We start from the raw sequence: 17247 nt of genomic DNA, 5'->3' as shown, positions 1-17247 counted from the left end.
ATGACACCGTCCTCATCCCGTGGGCAGACGGTGTCGGCATCTCCGTAGCACGGGGGACGATCTTCCCCCCCAGGGGTGGAGACGTTCGGTGGGTCTTGCGAGGCACTCATGACTTTCGGTGGCTCCCCAGGCCTCAAGGTTGGCTTTTCATTTTACTCGAGGATTTCCAGGACAGCCCGTTTACGCAGCTTGGTGGCGGCGGCATTCACCAGTGTGCGCAGCGCGTGGGCATTGCGGCCTTCCTTTCCGATGATCTTCCCCAAATCCACCTTGGCTGCGCGGAGCTCGATGACGGAGATCTGCTGCCCGCAAATTTCTTTCACAACTACCTCATCGGGGTATTCGGCCAGAGCGCGAGCGATCACTTCCACCAATTCTTTGATCTGGATGTCTTCTTCCATAGGTCATTCCTACTCCAACAGATTGAGTCGTCGTTCAAAAGGAACATTGAAGGTCGATGCTCTAGATGGATCTTGCTCTTTAGCTTCAGTCGCCGAAGGAGATGCCGCCGTTCCGGAGGGAGCCGAAACAGGCAGCCGTCGGGGAGCATCAGATACCATGGCAAAAATGAGGCTTCTATCCAAAAACCGCAGTGTATTCCGTATAGTTCACCAAGCGAATGGGGCCGATGTTTGCAGCCGGACTGGAATTCGTCGTCATCCTTGACCTCGGAGACATTACGAAAAAGCCCGAACCGTGTCAAGCTGAAATATTAGAAAAAATAATATGTTGCATATGGCATGGCGCTCCAGGAAGGCAGAGAAAAAAGACTTTTCTTTTCTCAATCTATTGGCTAACTTATAGTTCAATTCGGATAGGATTATTTGCTATCGGCATGCATACTTTGCCTTGCCGGCCGAGCCCCACAGAAACTGAAAGGACTGAACGAACGGATGTCATCTTTTTTACCCCCCTGGCTGAAATCCCTCCCTCTGGTGGAAGCCCCTCACCTGGAGCTCGTTCCCCCTCATCTAAACGACAATACGGGAGACCTCGATCGATTGATCCGAGCCCTCAAGCAGCGGGGGTATACGCCTATCCATGTCAACCCGGCCAGGATCAATCATTGGATGCGGAGACTCCGGGAGGGAAAGTACCGGGTGACGGCGATCGTTGGGTATGCCTCCTGCCACTGGGAGCTGCTGGAGGTTCAACCGGACCCTCCCGAAAAGCCGCCTGTTCTGGGCTTTGCGGTAGATCTCGGAACCACCAGCCTGGCCTTTTACCTGGTGGACCTGGCAAGGAGGGAAATCCTTGCTCATACGTCCGTGGCCAATCCACAGATTCCCATCGGGGAGGACATCCTCACGCGCATCCTTTACGCCAGGGAAGACGAGAGCATCCGGAAGCTCCAGAGCCTGCTCCTGGAAAGTTTCAATCAGGTCATGGGGAGCATGCTGGACCAGATGGGTTATAGGGAGGATCAGGTCTACGCCCTGGCAGTGGCGGGCAATACCGCCATGAGCCACTTCTTCCTGGGGCTGGACCCTTCCCACATATGCCGTGAGCCCTATATTCCGGCCATGAACCGGTTTCCCTTTACCCATGGGCGGGAAATGGGGCTGAGGATCCATCCCGAAGCGTTGGTGTATGTCTTTCCCAACGTTGGGGCCTACTTCGGTGGGGACCTGACTGCGGGAATCCTGGCTGCCGGGTTTCACCGCTCCGAGGAAATGGGTCTCCTGGTGGATGTGGGGACCAATGCCGAAGTCGTTCTGGGCAATCGGGACTGGCTCATTGCCTGTGCCGGGGCTGCGGGGCCCGCCCTGGAGGGAGGAGTTATGGAGCGGGGGATGATGGCCGCTCCGGGTGCCATCGATCGGGTGAGGATTGACCCCGCCACTCTGGAACCTTCCTATCACGTACTGGGTGACGAAAAGCCCGTGGGGATCTGCGGCTCGGGAGTCATAGACACGGTGGCGGAAATGTTCCAGGCGGGGATTCTTACCATCCAGGGAAAGATCAACACGAAACTGGAATCTCCACGGATTGTCTCCACTCCTGACGGGCCGGCTTTTGTGCTGGCCTGGGCCAAAGAAACCGCTGACGGAGAGGACCTGCTCATCACCGAGATCGATGTGGGGATATTTCTCAAGTCCAAGGCGGCCATGTACACGATCCTCACAGTCATCCTCAACAAAGTGGGCCTTCAGTTCAAAGACGTCAAAAAATTCTATGTTGCCGGGACATTCGGGAATAACATTGATCCGGCCATGGCCATCCGCATCGGCATGATTCCGGATCTCCCCCTGGAAACGTACGAGGGGTTGGGAAACACCGCGGGCCGGGGAGCCGCCATGGTGCTCCTGGATCGGTCTCTACTCCGGGACGTCGAAACCATCTGTGACCAGATCACGTACATAGAGCTCAATGTGAATATGGAGCTCATGAACGAGTTCAGGGGTGCACTCTTTCTCCCTCATACGGATCCGAGATTGTTTCCTTCGGTGGAAATTTCCGAGAGGGCTTTGGGGTAGCGCATCGTGATGACTCAAAGGAATTCTTCCAACCGGCGCAATGAGCCACCGGTGGCAAAGCCCCGCAAGCCCCTGGACGGAATGCTCGTCCTTCGGCTCCTGACGGTGTTCTTTCTGCTGCTCAACCTGTTGCTCCTCTATGGGCTTTTTTTTTCATCCCAGGGCATTCTGGGATATCGGCAGCAAAGCCGGCAGGTTGATGAGCTCGAGCAAAAAATTGTGGATCTCAAAAAGAAAAATCATAGATTTTATAGTAAAATTCAGAGCTTGAAAAAAGATGTCCATGCTCAGGAGCGGCTGGTGCGGCAGCAGTTGGGATGGGTGAAGGAAAACGAGCTGGTGCTGGAATTCGTGACTCCCTCCAGCAAAACTCCCGCAGAATGAGCCGCTCTTTGCCCCGGCGTATGTCTCCACAGATCCCATTCCCACAAGACTTCCCCACCGAGAAAAAACTCCTTGACGCTCTTTCCGGGAATATGGTAGCTGACAAAGTTCGCGTGAAGCAAGCTCCTTGCTCCAATCCGTGGATCGGAAGGGGCTTCATACCCAGAAGGAGGATGATTTAGATGAGAAAGTATGAAACGTTTTTTATTGTCGATCCGGATTTGCCGGACGAAGTGACCGCCGTGGTGGACGACAAGGTGAAAAATATCGTCAGCTCCCTCGGCGGCATGGTGCTGACCTACGTTCCCTGGGGCAAGAAAAAACTGGCGTACCCGGTGAAGAAGAGGACGAGAGGTCTCTATATCCTGATGGAATATGCAGGGGGACCTGAGATGGTTGCCGAGCTCGAACGCAACATGCGTTTGGACGAGCGTTTCCTCAAGTTCATCACCGTGAAGCTGGACGATCGCTTCGACCCGGACAAGGAAGAGCCTCGTGCGGTCGTGACGCCTCCCGTTTTCGGTGAGGATGAAGAGGCTGAAGGCTCCGGCAGGCGAGCCCTCGCCGAAGGGGAAGTTGAGGAAGAGTTTGAAGGGGAAGAAGAGCACGAGAGTGAGGAAGAATAGGACATCCTCCTCGGATACCCTGTTCTTTTGAAAACTTCTTGACGATAAGGGGATAGAGATCATGGCTTTTCGACGTAAGAGACGTACATTTCATCGGCGCAAGGTCTGCCGTTTTTGTGTGGATGCCGAACTGAAGATAGATTACAAAGATTCCAAAACTCTGCGTTATTTTGTCACCGAGCGGGGCAAGATTGTTCCTCGCCGGATTTCAGGCAACTGTGCAAAGCACCAGCGTAAAATGACCCTTGCCGTCAAACGCGCCCGGCAGATTGCTTTGCTGCCCTACACGACGATCCATACCGTTTAGGAGAGGGGGCCCCGGCCCCTTCTGAAAAATCCCATGGCCCCCAGCGATAACAGATCGCCATATTCGGGTTCTCCTGCATGGAGACGAGAGCTAGCTCTGGGTGTTATAGCGACGCTCATCTTCTTTGCTTCCATGTTGGTGATTCCTCTGGCAGGGACTTTTTTCGGTATTTTTACTCCCATGCCAACGGTCCTGTTCCTCTATCGCTGGGGAAGCCCCTGGGGCTTCTGGGTCCCTGGCATTGCCGCCGTTGTGGGCTTCCTGGCTCTGTCCCTGTTGAGCATGGTCGAGGCGGCTCCTTTCTTCGTGGGCCTGCTGGGAGTGGGGCTGGTGATGGGCTGGGGCATGCGGAGTCGCTGGTCGGTGGAGAAAACGGTGGCGCTGGCCGGCATTTTTCTCTTTGGCTTGGGGACAGTGGCCTTCTGGCTGATTTCAATGGAGATCGAGGGAGGACTTGTCCGACACATGGAGGAATCCCTCGGGCAGACCATTTCCGCCGTGCTTCAGCAATACGCAGCCTCTTCCCCTGAGACGCGCATCCTGGAACAGTCTTTGCTGGATTTCGTTCCTACGGCCGTGCGTCTCATGCCGGGGGTTGCGGCATCCAGTATCCTGGTGGTGTGCTGGCTCAATCTCTTTGTTGCACTGCGATACTGCCGGTTGCATGGCCTGCCCATGCCCCTCTGGGAGAGATGGACCGCATGGAAGGCCCCCGAAATGCTGGTGTGGGGTGTGATTGCAGCGGGGTTCATGATCCTGCTCCCGGTACGCACCCTGTCTCTGCTGGGGATGAATGTCAGCATGGTGCTTGGGACCGTTTATCTGTTTCAGGGGCTGGCCGTGACCTCCCATTACTTTGAGCGATGGCGCCTGCCCCGCATCTTGAGAGCCGTTCTTTACGGCTTTTGCCTGTTGCAGATGCCGGCCACCCTCGGAATGATCCTCCTGGGGCTGGCCGATGTATGGATCGATTTTCGACGTTTTCCCAGAAAACCCTCCGCAACCTCCCCGTGATGCGCTGCCCCGGATCGAATGCCTTTTGCCGTGCGGGTAGCCAGCGAGAGATGCGGGTTATGAAATAGTTTTAAGAGCGTTCAACCAAGGAGACAGGCATGAAAGTGATTTTGACGGAAAACATTTTATCGCTGGGTCAAATCGGACAGGTGGTGAACGTCGCCCCTGGATATGCCCGCAATTATCTGTACCCCCAGGGACTGGCCCTGGAAGCCACCGGCAGGAACGTGCGGGAGCTGGAGCACCGGAAGCGCATGCTGGCTCAGAAGCGGGAGCAGGTTCGCCAGGAAATGCTTTCCCTGGCTGGGAAGCTGAACCAGGTCAAGCTCACGCTGCGGCGCAAAGTCGTGGAAGAAGACAAACTGTACGGGTCGGTGACGGCCGTGGATATCGTGGGAATGCTGGAAGAAAAGGGGTTTGACCTGGCCCGCAAGAGTGTTCAGCTGGATCAGCCCATCAAGCAGCTGGGAGAGTTTTCGGTGCCCATTCGCGTCGATGCCGATGTTACAGCGAACGTGAGCGTGGTGGTCGAAAAGGAAGAGTAGCCCCTTGGACGGTATAGTCGAAGAGCTCAAAAAAATTCCCCCTCAGCAGATGGAAGCGGAACAATCCCTGCTAGGGGGAATTTTAATTGATAATGAAGGATTGGCTTCGGCGCTGGAGATCCTGAGAGGGGACGAGTTCTACCGGGAGGCGCACCGAATCATCTTTCAGGCGATTCAGGAGCTCTTCGAACGCAATGAGCCCATCGATCTCGTGACGGTGGTTTCATTGCTTGCGGAAAAGCAGCAGCTGGATTCCGTTGGGGGGGCCCCCTATCTGGCGTCCCTTGTGGACACGGTGCCCTCCGCCAGCAACGTGGGCATCTACGCCAAGATCGTCAATGACAAGGCGCTCCTGCGCCGTCTCATTCAGGCCGCCAACGAAATCAGCTCTCTGTGCTATGGAGGTGGAAAGCAGATCGAAGAAATCCTCGATCATGCCGAAGCCGCCATCTTTGCCATCACCGAGAATCGCATCCGCAACAATTACTCGTCACTGAAGGAAATCGTCAAGAAGAGCATTGAAGCCATCGAGCGATTCCAGGAATATCGCGACATGGTCACGGGGGTACCCAGTCATTTTGCGGACCTCGATAAGCTGACGGCGGGATTTCAGCCCTCGGATCTCATCATCATCGCTGCCCGCCCCAGTATGGGGAAAACGGCTTTTGCCCTCAATCTCGCCCGGAACGCGGCTCTCCAGAGTGGCGTGCCCGTGGGAGTCTTTTCCCTTGAAATGAGCAAGGAGCAGCTGGCCATGAGGCTGCTTTGCGCCGAGGCGCGCGTGGATTCCCACAAGATCCGCACGGGATTTCTGAGCCAGCAGGAATGCGCCAAGATGCTTTCCGCCGCGGGAGCCTTCATGGAAACCCCCATCTATATTGACGACACTCCGGCCATTTCCACGCTGGAATTGCGTGCCAAGGCCCGGCGGATGAAGCTCGACAAGGGGCTGGGGATGGTCATTGTGGACTACCTGCAGCTCATGCGCGGGAGGGAAAGTTCCGAGCGTCGGGAGCAGGAGATCTCCGATATCTCCAGAGCGCTGAAAAGCCTCGCCAAGGAATTGAACATCCCGGTCATCGCCCTTTCTCAGCTCAATCGAAAGGTGGAGGAGCGCAACAACAAACGCCCCATGTTGAGCGACCTGCGCGAATCGGGGGCCATCGAGCAGGACGCCGATGTCATCGCCTTCATCTATCGGGATGAGGTGTACAATCCCACCACGGCGGAAAAGGGCATTGCAGAAATCATTGTCGGCAAGCAGCGAAATGGTCCGACGGGTGATGTGAAGCTCGCTTTCATCAACTCATACACCCGCTTCGAAAATCTGGCGTATGGGGGTGACGTGTCGGTTCGCAGCTGATGAATGCCTGCGTGCGGCGCAGCGACGACGGCTCTCCACGGCGCTTTCCCGCCGGCTGGAGCCTCCGTTCCTGCCATCCCCTTCGCTTTTTTGTCATCCTCCTGGGTCGATGCGCCCGTTTCATCGGTCGGGAGGCGTACTCTACTTAATCTTCAGACCAAAGCCATGTGCTCGAATATGCCGGGGTTGAGCTGCGCTTTGATGCCTCCTCAGCCGTGAGACGGCGATTTGCAGCCATGAGTTCTATCAAGAGCCAATCATGACGAAAACTAATTCATACTGGGATGCCTCGGTCGAGGCTTTGTCTCGATCCGAACTGGATGCCCTTCAATTGGAGCGCCTGAAACAGACCGTACAGCATGCATCGCTCTCTCCTTTTTACAAGAAGAAGCTGGGGGATGTTTCGGAGCATCTCTCCTCTCTCCAGAGCGTCAGCGATATCCGGAAGTTGCCCTTTACGACCAAGGCCGACCTGCGCAACGAATATCCCTACGGCTTCCTCTCTGTTTCCAAGGACGAGCTGGTGCGTCTGCACGTGTCTTCCGGAACGACGGGACAGGCCACGGCTATCTTTTACACGCGGGCCGATCTGGAAACCTGGGCCGATCTTCTTGCCCGATGCATGTACATGGCTGGAGCCCGTCCGGGGGATACCTTTCAGAATCTCACGGGATACGGGCTCTTCACGGGCGGACTGGGGTTCCACTATGGGGCCGAACGGCTGGGGATGCTGACGATTCCTGCCGGGGCGGGCAACAGCAAGCGGCAGATCCAGCTCATGAAGGACTTCTCCACCAGCGTCATCCACATCATTCCCAGCTATGCGCTCCTCCTCATGCCCATCATGACGGAAATGGGGATCGACCCCCGGAGGGATCTCTCGCTGCGCCTCGCCTTTGTAGGGGCGGAGCCTTATTCCGAAGAGGTGCGGCGGCGCATCGAGGATTTCTACGGGATCCGTGTTTTCAACAGCTATGGGCTGTCCGAGCTGAATGGTCCGGGAGTGGCTTTCGAGTGTCCGGAGCAGACAGGCATGCATGTCTGGGAAGATGCCTACCTGGTGGAGATCATCGATCCGCGGACGCTGGAGCCCGTCCCCGACGGCGTGTATGGCGAGCTGGTGCTGACGAGTATCAAGCGGGAAGGCATGCCCATCATTCGCTACCGCACCAAGGATCTCACACGCATCATCCCCGGTGACTGCCCCTGCGGGCGTGTGCATCGGCGCCTGGACCGCATGCAGGGCAGATCCGACGACATGTTCATCATCAAGGGGGTCAATATTTTTCCCGTGCAGGTGGAGCAGGTCCTCATGAACATTTCCGAGGTGGGAAACAATTATGTCATCGTCCTGCGCGAGGAAAACAGCATTGACACCATGATCGTCCGGGTGGAGGTCAACGACAGGATCTTCGTGGAAGACATGCGGCAGCTGCAGCGCATTCAGAAGAAGATCGCTCATGAGCTGAGAGGTGAATTGCTGGTGACCCCCATGGTGGAGCTGGTGGAGCCCAACAGCCTTCCCAAGAGCGAGGGGAAGGCCATCCGCCTGATCGACGAGCGCAAGAAATAGATGCGAGGGGAGGGTTCTCATCAATAGACTCCTGGGCCATGTTTCCGGCCTTAAAAGCAGTGTCCGCCAGCGTATCGAAAAGCTCCACCGGCGTAAGGTTCCCGCGCGCCAGGTGATTTCCACGGACCTCGCCCGCGACCTGGCGCATCTCTCTTTTGAGAGCGGCCGTCAACTGGGGCTCCTGGTAGGACGAGACGGGGTGGTGGAGATGATTCTCGTGGGAGGGCCTCGTTCCCTTTTCATCCCGGACCTCCCCAAGAGCCGTGGAGGAAGGGGACGCCTGCGCGGACTCCGGCTGGTGCACACTCATCTCCAGGGGGAGCCGGTTTCCCAGGACGATCTCATGGACCTGGTTTTCCTGCGCCTGGACTGCATGGCCTCCATTCGGGTGGATTCCCACGGCGGGGCCACCGACCTGGAAGTGGCCCACATCCTCCCGGCCGGTGGCGAGGATCAGCCGGGGTGGGAGGTGCTCCCGCTCCTGCCCTGCCATGATGCCGATGCCCTGGATTTCCAGCAGCTGGTGCAGTCTCTGGAAGAAGAACTGGAGCGGAATCGTCCTGCCATTCGCGCCGGCATGGAAGAAGAGCGCGCCCTGCTCGTGAGCGTCACGAGCGCCGGCAGGGAAGAGGCGCAGGCGTCCATGGACGAGCTGGTGGAGCTGGCCCACGCCGGGGGAATCGAGGCGGCGGAAACCATCATTCAGCGGCAGAGGGAGATCAATCCCAAGTATCTTATTGGAAAGGGCAAACTGAGCGAAATTGCACTCAATGCGCTCCAGCGTGGCGTGGACCTGCTGATTTTCGACCAGGAGCTCAATCCGTCTCAGGTCCGTTCCATTACCGACACGACGGAGCTGCGTGTCATCGATCGGACCCAGCTCATCCTGGATATTTTTGCCCAGAGGGCCCAGAGCCGCGAAGGCAAAATCCAGGTGGAGATGGCCCAGCTCAAGTATCTCCTGCCGCGGTTGGGCATGAAAGACGATGCCCTTTCACGACTGACGGGCGGAATCGGCGCGCGGGGGCCGGGGGAAACCAAGCTGGAAATCAACCGGCGGCGCATCAAAGACCGCATCGCCCACCTGGAAAACCAGCTGCAGACCGTGCGGAAGAACAGAACCCAGCGGCACTCCAGAAGGCTCCGCAAGGAAGCTCCCATCATTTCCATCGTCGGCTACACCAATGCCGGTAAATCCACCCTCCTCAATACCCTCACCCAGAGCGGCGTTTTCGTGGAAAACAAGCTGTTCGCGACTCTCGATCCCACCAGCAGGCGGCTCCGCTTTCCCAGGGAGATCGAGGTCATCATCACGGACACCGTCGGCTTCATACGGGACCTCCCCCAGGATCTCATGGATGCTTTCGGAGCCACCCTCGAGGAGCTGAATGACGCCGATCTGCTCCTGCACGTGGTGGATATCAGCAATGATCGTTTCGAAGAACAGATGGCCGCCGTGGGAAGGATTCTGAGGCAGCTGGAGCTGGACGGGAAGCCGACCCTCCTGGTGTTCAACAAGATGGACCGGGTCGAACCGGAATACCTGGCCCTTCAGTTGCATCGCCACGAAGGCGTGGCCATTTCGGCCCTCTCCACCCATACCCTGGAGCCTCTCATCCTGGCCCTGCAGGACCGGGTGGAAGCCCTCATGGGTGAGGGCTGGCCCTCGGCTCTCACCGCTCCCGATGAAGAAGGAGCAGAAGAGGAGGCGGAGACGGATGAAATCGGGGAGGATGAGAATTCCGAGGAAGCGGATCTTTCGTGACCGTTCAGCTTTTAGTGATTAGCTTTTAGCAATAACAGATACTTAGGCTTAATGCACGTCCGCAGAGTATGATGTCCATTTCGCCCCACGTCATGCCGGCGGTTTTTAGGCCGGCATCCAGTTTTTTCTGTGGATCCCGGCTAACCGCTGCCGGAATGACGGCTCGAGTCGTAGACATTCTAATCCATAGAGTTGTGCTGAGCGATGCTCTGGAGTGACAATTGTAAACTACTAATTTTTAAAACAATTTCATTGCTGCGCGCCGCTTCCGTCAGTGAGCGGCGGCAACGGGGAAGTGCTTCAACATTTCCCGCGTCTTTAGCACATCCCTGCTGATTTGCTCCCGGAGCTCGTCGATGCCTGAAAAACGCATCTCATCACGCAGGCGATCGAAGAAGCGCACAGTGACCGTCTTTCCATAGATGTCTTCGTTGAAATCGAGAATGTGTACTTCCAGGGTGAAGGGGGTGTCACCGAAGGTGGGGTTGTAGCCCAGGTTGACGGCTCCGCCGTAAGTCGTGCCGTCCACGATGGCCTGAGCGACATAAACGCCGGGTCTTGGGGGGGCCTGGCAGGACATTTTGATGTTCGCCGTGGGAAACCCCAGGAGGTGTCCTCCCCTTTGCCGGCCTGTCACCACCGTGCCGGAAATCTCATAAGGGTGGCCGAGCAGGCGGTTCACTTCCCGGATATTGCCATCCTTGATGAGCTGGCGGATGGCCGTACTGCTCACGACGGTCTTCGCCATGCGAATGCCCGAGAGGGTCCTGACCTCAAAGCCGTACTGCTCTCCCATTTTTTGAAGGAAATCGATATCTCCCTGACGATTCCGGCCGAAGCGATAATCGTACCCCACTACTACCGCTTTGACTCCGATCTTCTCGACCAACAGCCTGGTGACGAAATCGTGTGCTGAAATCTTGGCGAAGTCTTTATCGAAGGGGATAACGATGGTCACATCGATGCCGTATGCGGCGATCAATTCCAGCTTCTGTTCATGAGGAGTGATGCAGGCGGGACCTTTGCCGGGAAAGAGGACCTCCAGGGGATGAGGGTTGAAGGTCATGACCACCGATTGCCCTTGAATTTCATGCGCCCAATCTTTGACCTGTTGAAAAAGGATTTGGTGACCGTAGTGCACTCCATCGAAATTGCCGATGGTTATAACTGGATTCTTTAAAGAATTGGAAATGTTATCTATGCCTACAAAAACATCCATAGAGAACTCTTCGACCTCCGACAGCGAGTAAAATAGACCTTGACAGACAAAAAAAATTAACATACTGTACGCAAATCTTGAATGCAACGCTTTTATTTGCCGAAGTGGCGGAACTGGTAGACGCGCTAGGTTCAGGGTCTAGTGGGCGTACGCCTGTCGGGGTTCGAGTCCCCGCTTCGGCACCAGAAAAATCAAGGGGTTACACGGGTGAGTGTGACCCCTTTTTTGTTTCGTAGACCAGAGTGTGCATATAGTGTGCACGCATGTCGCCTGAAGCTCATGGTGCGCATTACCGTTTTGAGTGAATGAGTTCGTTTCGTTTTCTTGCACCATGCATCTTCATCTTCCGCATAAGCATTAAAATCGGGTTCGGGAAAGCGACTTTCAACCTCCACGTGTGTGAGAAAATCTATTTTTTCCTCTCAGAAAATCCGACCTATTGGGGAAGAGGGCACTTGGATTCCAGCAACGTTGCCATATGTCTCACATGTTATGCTCGTCTCGAGTCTTTGCTCTTGTAGGCAAAGCCCAAAAAACGCATATTGACGCACTGATGACATTCTCGTTTTTTTCCGACGGACGAAACTGCCGTGTGGACAGACTCTGGACGCTACTTCACCCGTGACGATTAAAACTCGTGCTCCCCCAACCAAGGAATCCATTGATTCGACGCGAAGAACTTCAACCCAATGCACCGCAACGAGGCATCCTTCCGGTCTGCCTCATTGCGGTTGTCAGCGTACAATGGTTTGCCTCTGAAGCTTTGGATCTTACCTACAAAACGCCCACCGGCAGGGTCGCCAACGAGCTTTTCCATCGACATGACGAGCCGCGACTTGATCTCATAGAAGAAGGCCGACCACGGAGCTTCGATAGCGACCGCTTCGAAGGCCGCTTCCGGATCGGGGCCACGTGGTCGACGCCTCGGATTTGATGCGTCGAATGGTCAAAGAAAGCATGCTCAAATTTGAGGCACGCTATTGTTTTTCGAACGCAAGGCCAACACCGTCAAAGACACCTTTCGGACCTTATAGACTACGATCTACGAAACCGCCACCGCTATGCGCAGACCGAAATGGACAACGCCGACGAGTTACAGGGGCCAACCAATGGCTAGGTGTGATTTGCCCTCACCGACCTCCAGTGCCATCTCTCCTCAAAGCCCGAGTGCATCCCTCAGTCTCTGAAACGCGGCAAGAATTGGCTTGTCCTCAAACATGATAGTGCTTGCGCGCCTACAGATGTCAACAACGCCTGAAAACTCGGCTCTTGACTTAAGCTCCATCTGCCTCCAAAAGCCAAACCAGCCTGCAACATGAAGTCTATTTAGGTGGCTTTGACATTAAGAGCAACCCATCAAGGAATCGCCATGCTAATCAAGTCAATCAAACATTTTTCCGATGAACATTTCGCGCACGCCTTTCGGGACGATCTCTCGGACGCAGAAAGGTCCATTGTAGTTTTTTCACCTTTTCTGTCCAAGAATAGGGCGGCTTACTATGCACCGGTCTTTAATTCCCTGAGGATGAGAAGCGTCGAGATGCATGTCTTTGCCAAGCCTCAAAGCGAACAGCCCGAATGGCTACAGGGATCATACGACGAAATCGTTTCTCAATTGAAAAGGCTGGGAGTATGGTTTCATACACGTGTGGGCATGCATGAGAAATTAGCCATCATAGATGAAGAAGTACTCTGGCACGGGAGTCTCAATATTCTTTCACATTACGATACCAGGGAATCCATGCTCCGTTTGGAATCAGAGGATCTTGTTGCGGAGATTGTGACGTCCCTTTCTATCGACCCACATAAAATGAAGACGGATGCATCGAATGGCTTGTCAAAAGAAGATTTCCTTCAAGATAGCACTGCACAATTGGCGGCAGGGCATGCCTGTCCTCTATGCGGAAATTCGATGAGTTGGTTCGCGGATGCTGGATTGTGGATATGCGTTCGAGCCCCGCAATGCTCAGGCACCACGATGGGCGAGTCGCCAGTGAGTTCCGACGATGCCCATTCAAATGGCGAGCTGCGGCAGGAGCTAGTGCTTCCTTGTCCCAATTGCATGACGCCAATGGAACTCCGCCGAGGGCCGTTCATGCGCGTAGCGTGCCCTGCACCGGATTGCGGCTTCAGCTTGGACCCGCGGCTTTCCGCATGGATCGCTCGGAGCCTTAAGAGGAGACAGAAACCATGACGTGTCCTTTTCTGGTCGGCAACAAGGTTCGATGCCGTAACCAAATATGGGAAGTAGGCAAAATCGATGAGAATAAGGATGGTACGTGGACACTTCGACTCTATCCCGAAGCCGAAGGAAAACCCCGTTCCTTCCTCTATCCTTTGACGCCGGTTGAGCCGGTAGGCTCCGCATTCGATCATCTTGCGGAAGGCCGCATCGATCACATCGATCATTACCGCCTGTACACAAACGCTACCCGGCTTTCTCTCGTTTATGAGTACGATAAGCTGCTCAGCATTAGTAATTCCAAGATGATCCCTGAGCCATACCAGCTCCTTGCGGTCAAGAAGGTCATGGAATCCCTTCGGCAGCGCCATCTCATTGCAGACGATGTTGGCTTGGGAAAAACCATCGAAGCGGGACTCATCATGCAGGAGCTCACCGCCCGACAGCGCGGCAACAGGATACTGATTGTCGTCCCTGCCTCCCTTCAGGATCAATGGAAAAAGGAAATGCAGCGGCATTTCCTGAGGACTTTCTACATCTATAACAGCCGTAAGATGGAGGGCATTCAGGAACTGGTCGATGAGAATCTAAACCCTTGGCTCGCCAAGAATTCTATCATTACCTCCATTGACTGGGTGAAGCCACAGTATGACGGCACTGGAGCATCCCGGCGAAATACAAATCTGATTTTCGATCAATTGATGAAGGTAGAAAAACAATGGGACCTGGTGATCATCGACGAGGCCCACTACGTTTCCACCGACTCCAATCGGGCTGAATTCGGCACCGCCATTCAGGAGAAGACAGACAGCTTGCTCTTGCTCACTGCCACTCCTCATTCGGGCAATACGGAGCATTTTTTCAACCTCCTCCATTTACTGGATCCATTTATGTTTGCCACTCCCGAGGACTTGGACCGAAGCGATGCTCTGGAGAGAGTGGATAAGGTCATGATCCGAAGAGGCAAGGAGACAATCTATGAGCTCTCTGGCGGCCAGCTCATAAAGAAGTTCAAGGATCGTGAGCCTCATCCTATCGAGATCGAATTCAGCGAGGCAGAACAAGAGATCTACGACACGGTATCGGAGTACACGGCTTCAGGTTGGGCGCAGCTGACACGAAAACGAAAAATCAGTGCTACAGAGCGAAACATCGGAAAATTTCTGTTCACCTTGGTGCAGAAACGCATGGTTTCGAGCCTCTATGCTCTTAGAGAAACCCTTAAGCGTCGCATAGGCAGCATTGTTGAAGCCAGGACCGTTACAAAAATCAACGGGACCAACATTCGCCAGATCAACAATCTTGTGAAGGATTACGAGAAAGGCACTTTCCTCGAAGACGAAGATCGTGAGCTCGTGGAGAGATATATTGAGACCCGCCGGGTCGAGGGTATGTATGCGGAACGTACGAACGAAGTCAAAACTCTTCGAAGCCTCCTGGAACAGGCGGAAATACTTATTGGCAGTGAGCAGGACAGCAAACTGGAATGGCTCAAGGAGTTCCTGAAAGAGCTCTTCGCCCGCGACCCTCAAGAGAAGGTCATCATTTTCACGGAGTACCGGGATACGCTGGAATACCTCAAGTCCAAGATCGAAAAGCTATGGTTCCTCGGGAAGGACAGTATTGTGGTCATCCACGGAGGTATGCCTCTGGGAGAGAATGAACAGGAAGTGGACTCCAAGCTTTATGCTGAAAGCCGCTTCAACGATCCCGACACACGAATTCTTTTGGCAACTGACGCTGCATCTGAAGGCCTCAACCTCCAGCGCTACTGCCATATTCTGGTAAACTATGAGCTCCCCTGGAACCCCAATCGGCTTGAACAGAGAATTGGCCGTATTCACCGATATGGTCAGAAGCGCATCGCAAGCATCTACAACCTTTTGATCAAGGGTTCCAAAGAGGCCGAGATTTTTAAGCGTTTGCAGGAAAAGATCGAAATCATTCGGAAGCAGCTCGGCAACATGGCTGAAGTTTTGGGCGTACTGGAAAGGGTCTCTCTGGACGATCTCATTCTTCGTGTTTTGGATCGATCCCTCGGTGAAGAGGATGTAAGCTCCATTGCGGAACAAGAGCTCAAAAAGATGGAGGATATGGCGGCAAAGCTACGCGAGACGCAGTTTCTTTCTGGTTGTCGTCAGTTTACACGGGAAGATATTCTGGCTGCAGAGGGATCCATCAAAGACTCGCAGGAGGCTATCCCCCAGTACGTGGATGTCCAAGCCTTTGTAGAGACTTTTCTTCGTGTCTATGGCGATCCCGGTTCCAGTGAACGTGACGGGACCAAATTGCACCCCACTAAACATAAAGAGGTATACCGACTGCTGGTCCCCTCAGTCATCCAGGACGACAAGATCTCCAGGATTTATTCCCGCATCACATTTCAACGCTCCATAGCAACCCGCGATTGGCCCCGTGGTCACGAACCCGACTTTCTTGCCTTTGGACACCCGTTGCTCGATCGTATGGTGCACTACTGCCGCGAAACAAAGGCAGCAGAACTGGGCAGTAAGCTGACCTGCTTGGTCGCGGATTATGTGGGGCTGCCGGGAGTGATCTTGAACTACCTCCTGCGCTTCGAAGATCGTGTGGGAAGGGTCATCCGCGAAGAACTGGAACCTGTGTTTGTAGATATTGAGGGACAGATTCATCCAGAGTTGGGACGAAAACTCTTCCTCGGGCCGAGCGTTCCAAAATGTGAGCCCAACCTGACCACCTTGGATCTTGTCAGGGAGAAGATCGCTGATCTCAGGGATTGCGCCGAAAACTATACCCGCGCTCAATATCAGGAGTACTACCAGCGTGTAGAGAAAAAGAGAGACGAAGAAATCGCGATTCTCCTGGACGACCTCGAGCGGTTTGATAAAGGCATCATGGAGCACCTCCAGAAACGGTTGCTCGAAATCCGTGGGGGCCAGATGAGAATGTTCGAAGATCCCGCGACCAAGGGGCAGCGAACAAAACTCGAGAACCAACTCAAGATGCACCAGCACCGTATGCTGGAACGCCGCACCGAGGTTGAGAATATGCGATTGGGCGCTTTCCCCGCACCCGAACCTCTCAATATGGTGATTGTGTCGACAGCTTGAAGGCTCTGAGGTGCTGTTGCTCCACTTTTCCACTTAAGGCAATAAAACGAGAGGAAGGAATGCCATGGAAGCAATTTCCGAACAGATCATTAAGCATTTCAAATACCTTGGCCTTCACGGTGTAAAGACCGAGGAAAAGATCCGAGAAGTGCTCGAGTCCGAGTACCGGCGGAGATTGACCAGATATGAGCATATCGACAGGCTCTTCAGGAAGAAGTACGGCATGAGCTTCGATGAGTTCGAGCGCAATGAAACCGTAAAAAAGAAGGGTTTTGCCTGGGAGGTAGAATCGGATTCGGACGAATGGGAGATGGCCGTTGATGGAATAGAGAGCATGAAACGAGGACTCAATGAGCTTCTCGGAGAAAAACCCGATGCTTGACGACCTGCTGCAGGAAGCTCAATCGATTCTCCATGTGCATGCGTTTATCCGGAGCATCGTCGACCTGGACCGAACAGATAATGCCCTGCGATTCCGGATGATTATTGACGATACGATGTTCATTCAGGTGTATGCAAACTCGACAAAGCAGAAATGCAACTTCGCCTTGATCAGCCTGGGGCAGCGTATCTTTGGGAGGTTTCTCGGAATTGAAATCCGAGAGCTATAGTGGATGCGGATTTACCTGGATAGGGGGACTGTCGCATGGTCTCTCTGTGCCAGAAGTAAGAGGGTTTTCTGGCAGAAAAGGGAAAAAAGTGG

General features: G+C 54.5%; 16 protein-coding genes and 1 tRNA gene. 15 read left to right on the top strand and 2 right to left on the bottom strand.

Annotated features, from left to right (window positions below; translation table 11 throughout):
* Positions 1 to 152 precede the first annotated feature (152 nt).
* Positions 153 to 401: a KH domain-containing protein gene (locus tag MWC30_RS16870; protein WP_244085372.1), complete on the bottom strand. Its 249-nt coding sequence runs from the start codon at positions 399 to 401 to the stop codon at positions 153 to 155.
* 492 nt (positions 402 to 893) lie between these two features.
* On the opposite strand from MWC30_RS16870, the gene MWC30_RS16865 reads away from it, so the two are divergent.
* The 9 genes from MWC30_RS16865 (at position 894) to hflX (ending at position 10054) form a co-directional block, all read left to right on the top strand.
* A complete protein-coding gene (locus tag MWC30_RS16865) occupies positions 894 to 2477 on the top strand; it encodes an ASKHA domain-containing protein (protein ID WP_244085371.1) in 1584 nt (527 codons plus the stop codon).
* Positions 2478 to 2528: 51 nt separating this feature from the next.
* Complete coding sequence (locus MWC30_RS16860; protein WP_244085370.1) at positions 2529 to 2861, top strand: septum formation initiator family protein; 333 nt, start codon at positions 2529 to 2531, stop codon at positions 2859 to 2861.
* Positions 2862 to 3043: 182 nt separating this feature from the next.
* The gene (rpsF, locus tag MWC30_RS16855; protein ID WP_244085369.1) at positions 3044 to 3487 is read left to right on the top strand and encodes a 30S ribosomal protein S6; all 444 of its coding nucleotides are present in this window, start codon (positions 3044 to 3046) and stop codon (positions 3485 to 3487) included.
* Positions 3488 to 3548: 61 nt separating this feature from the next.
* Positions 3549 to 3794 carry a 30S ribosomal protein S18 gene (rpsR, locus tag MWC30_RS16850; protein WP_244085368.1) on the top strand — a complete coding sequence of 82 codons (246 nt, stop codon included), beginning with the start codon at positions 3549 to 3551 and terminating at the stop codon, positions 3792 to 3794.
* A 33-nt stretch (positions 3795 to 3827) separates the two neighbouring features.
* Complete coding sequence (locus MWC30_RS16845) at positions 3828 to 4808, top strand: YybS family protein (protein ID WP_256461270.1); 981 nt, start codon at positions 3828 to 3830, stop codon at positions 4806 to 4808.
* 98 nt (positions 4809 to 4906) lie between these two features.
* The gene (gene rplI / locus MWC30_RS16840; protein ID WP_244085366.1) at positions 4907 to 5353 is read left to right on the top strand and encodes a 50S ribosomal protein L9; all 447 of its coding nucleotides are present in this window, start codon (positions 4907 to 4909) and stop codon (positions 5351 to 5353) included.
* Positions 5354 to 5357: 4 nt separating this feature from the next.
* Positions 5358 to 6716 (top strand): replicative DNA helicase, encoded by a 1359-nt coding sequence (dnaB, locus tag MWC30_RS16835; protein WP_244085365.1) that lies wholly within the window; start codon positions 5358 to 5360, stop codon positions 6714 to 6716.
* A 259-nt stretch (positions 6717 to 6975) separates the two neighbouring features.
* Positions 6976 to 8289, top strand: a complete 1314-nt coding sequence (locus MWC30_RS16830; RefSeq protein WP_244085364.1) for a phenylacetate--CoA ligase family protein — start codon at positions 6976 to 6978, stop codon at positions 8287 to 8289.
* A gap of 112 nt (positions 8290 to 8401) precedes the next feature.
* Complete coding sequence (gene hflX / locus MWC30_RS16825) at positions 8402 to 10054, top strand: GTPase HflX (RefSeq protein WP_244085363.1); 1653 nt, start codon at positions 8402 to 8404, stop codon at positions 10052 to 10054.
* A gap of 271 nt (positions 10055 to 10325) precedes the next feature.
* On the opposite strand, the gene MWC30_RS16820 is transcribed toward hflX, so the two are convergent.
* Positions 10326 to 11273 (bottom strand): bifunctional riboflavin kinase/FAD synthetase, encoded by a 948-nt coding sequence (locus MWC30_RS16820; RefSeq protein WP_244085362.1) that lies wholly within the window; start codon positions 11271 to 11273, stop codon positions 10326 to 10328.
* Positions 11274 to 11371: 98 nt separating this feature from the next.
* On the opposite strand from MWC30_RS16820, the gene MWC30_RS16815 reads away from it, so the two are divergent.
* From MWC30_RS16815 to MWC30_RS16790, 6 genes are all read left to right on the top strand, one after another.
* Positions 11372 to 11458, top strand: a tRNA-Leu gene (locus tag MWC30_RS16815).
* Between the two features lie 476 nt (positions 11459 to 11934).
* A complete protein-coding gene (locus tag MWC30_RS16810; RefSeq protein ID WP_244085361.1) occupies positions 11935 to 12207 on the top strand; it encodes a hypothetical protein in 273 nt (90 codons plus the stop codon).
* A 435-nt stretch (positions 12208 to 12642) separates the two neighbouring features.
* Positions 12643 to 13467: a phospholipase D-like domain-containing protein gene (locus MWC30_RS16805; protein ID WP_244085360.1), complete on the top strand. Its 825-nt coding sequence runs from the start codon at positions 12643 to 12645 to the stop codon at positions 13465 to 13467.
* The gene (locus tag MWC30_RS16800; protein WP_244085359.1) at positions 13464 to 16544 is read left to right on the top strand and encodes an SNF2-related protein; all 3081 of its coding nucleotides are present in this window, start codon (positions 13464 to 13466) and stop codon (positions 16542 to 16544) included. Before MWC30_RS16805 ends, MWC30_RS16800 begins: the two co-directional genes overlap by 4 nt.
* A gap of 64 nt (positions 16545 to 16608) precedes the next feature.
* Positions 16609 to 16926, top strand: a complete 318-nt coding sequence (locus MWC30_RS16795) for a hypothetical protein (RefSeq protein WP_244085358.1) — start codon at positions 16609 to 16611, stop codon at positions 16924 to 16926.
* A complete protein-coding gene (locus tag MWC30_RS16790; protein ID WP_244085357.1) occupies positions 16919 to 17155 on the top strand; it encodes a hypothetical protein in 237 nt (78 codons plus the stop codon). Before MWC30_RS16795 ends, MWC30_RS16790 begins: the two co-directional genes overlap by 8 nt.
* Positions 17156 to 17247: the final 92 nt, after the last annotated feature.

The organism is Desulforhabdus sp. TSK (assembly GCF_022836495.1).
Lineage (GTDB): Bacteria > Desulfobacterota > Syntrophobacteria > Syntrophobacterales > Syntrophobacteraceae > Desulforhabdus.
Note: the sequence above shows the minus strand (reverse complement) of the source record. Positions and strands in the feature narration are given on the sequence as shown.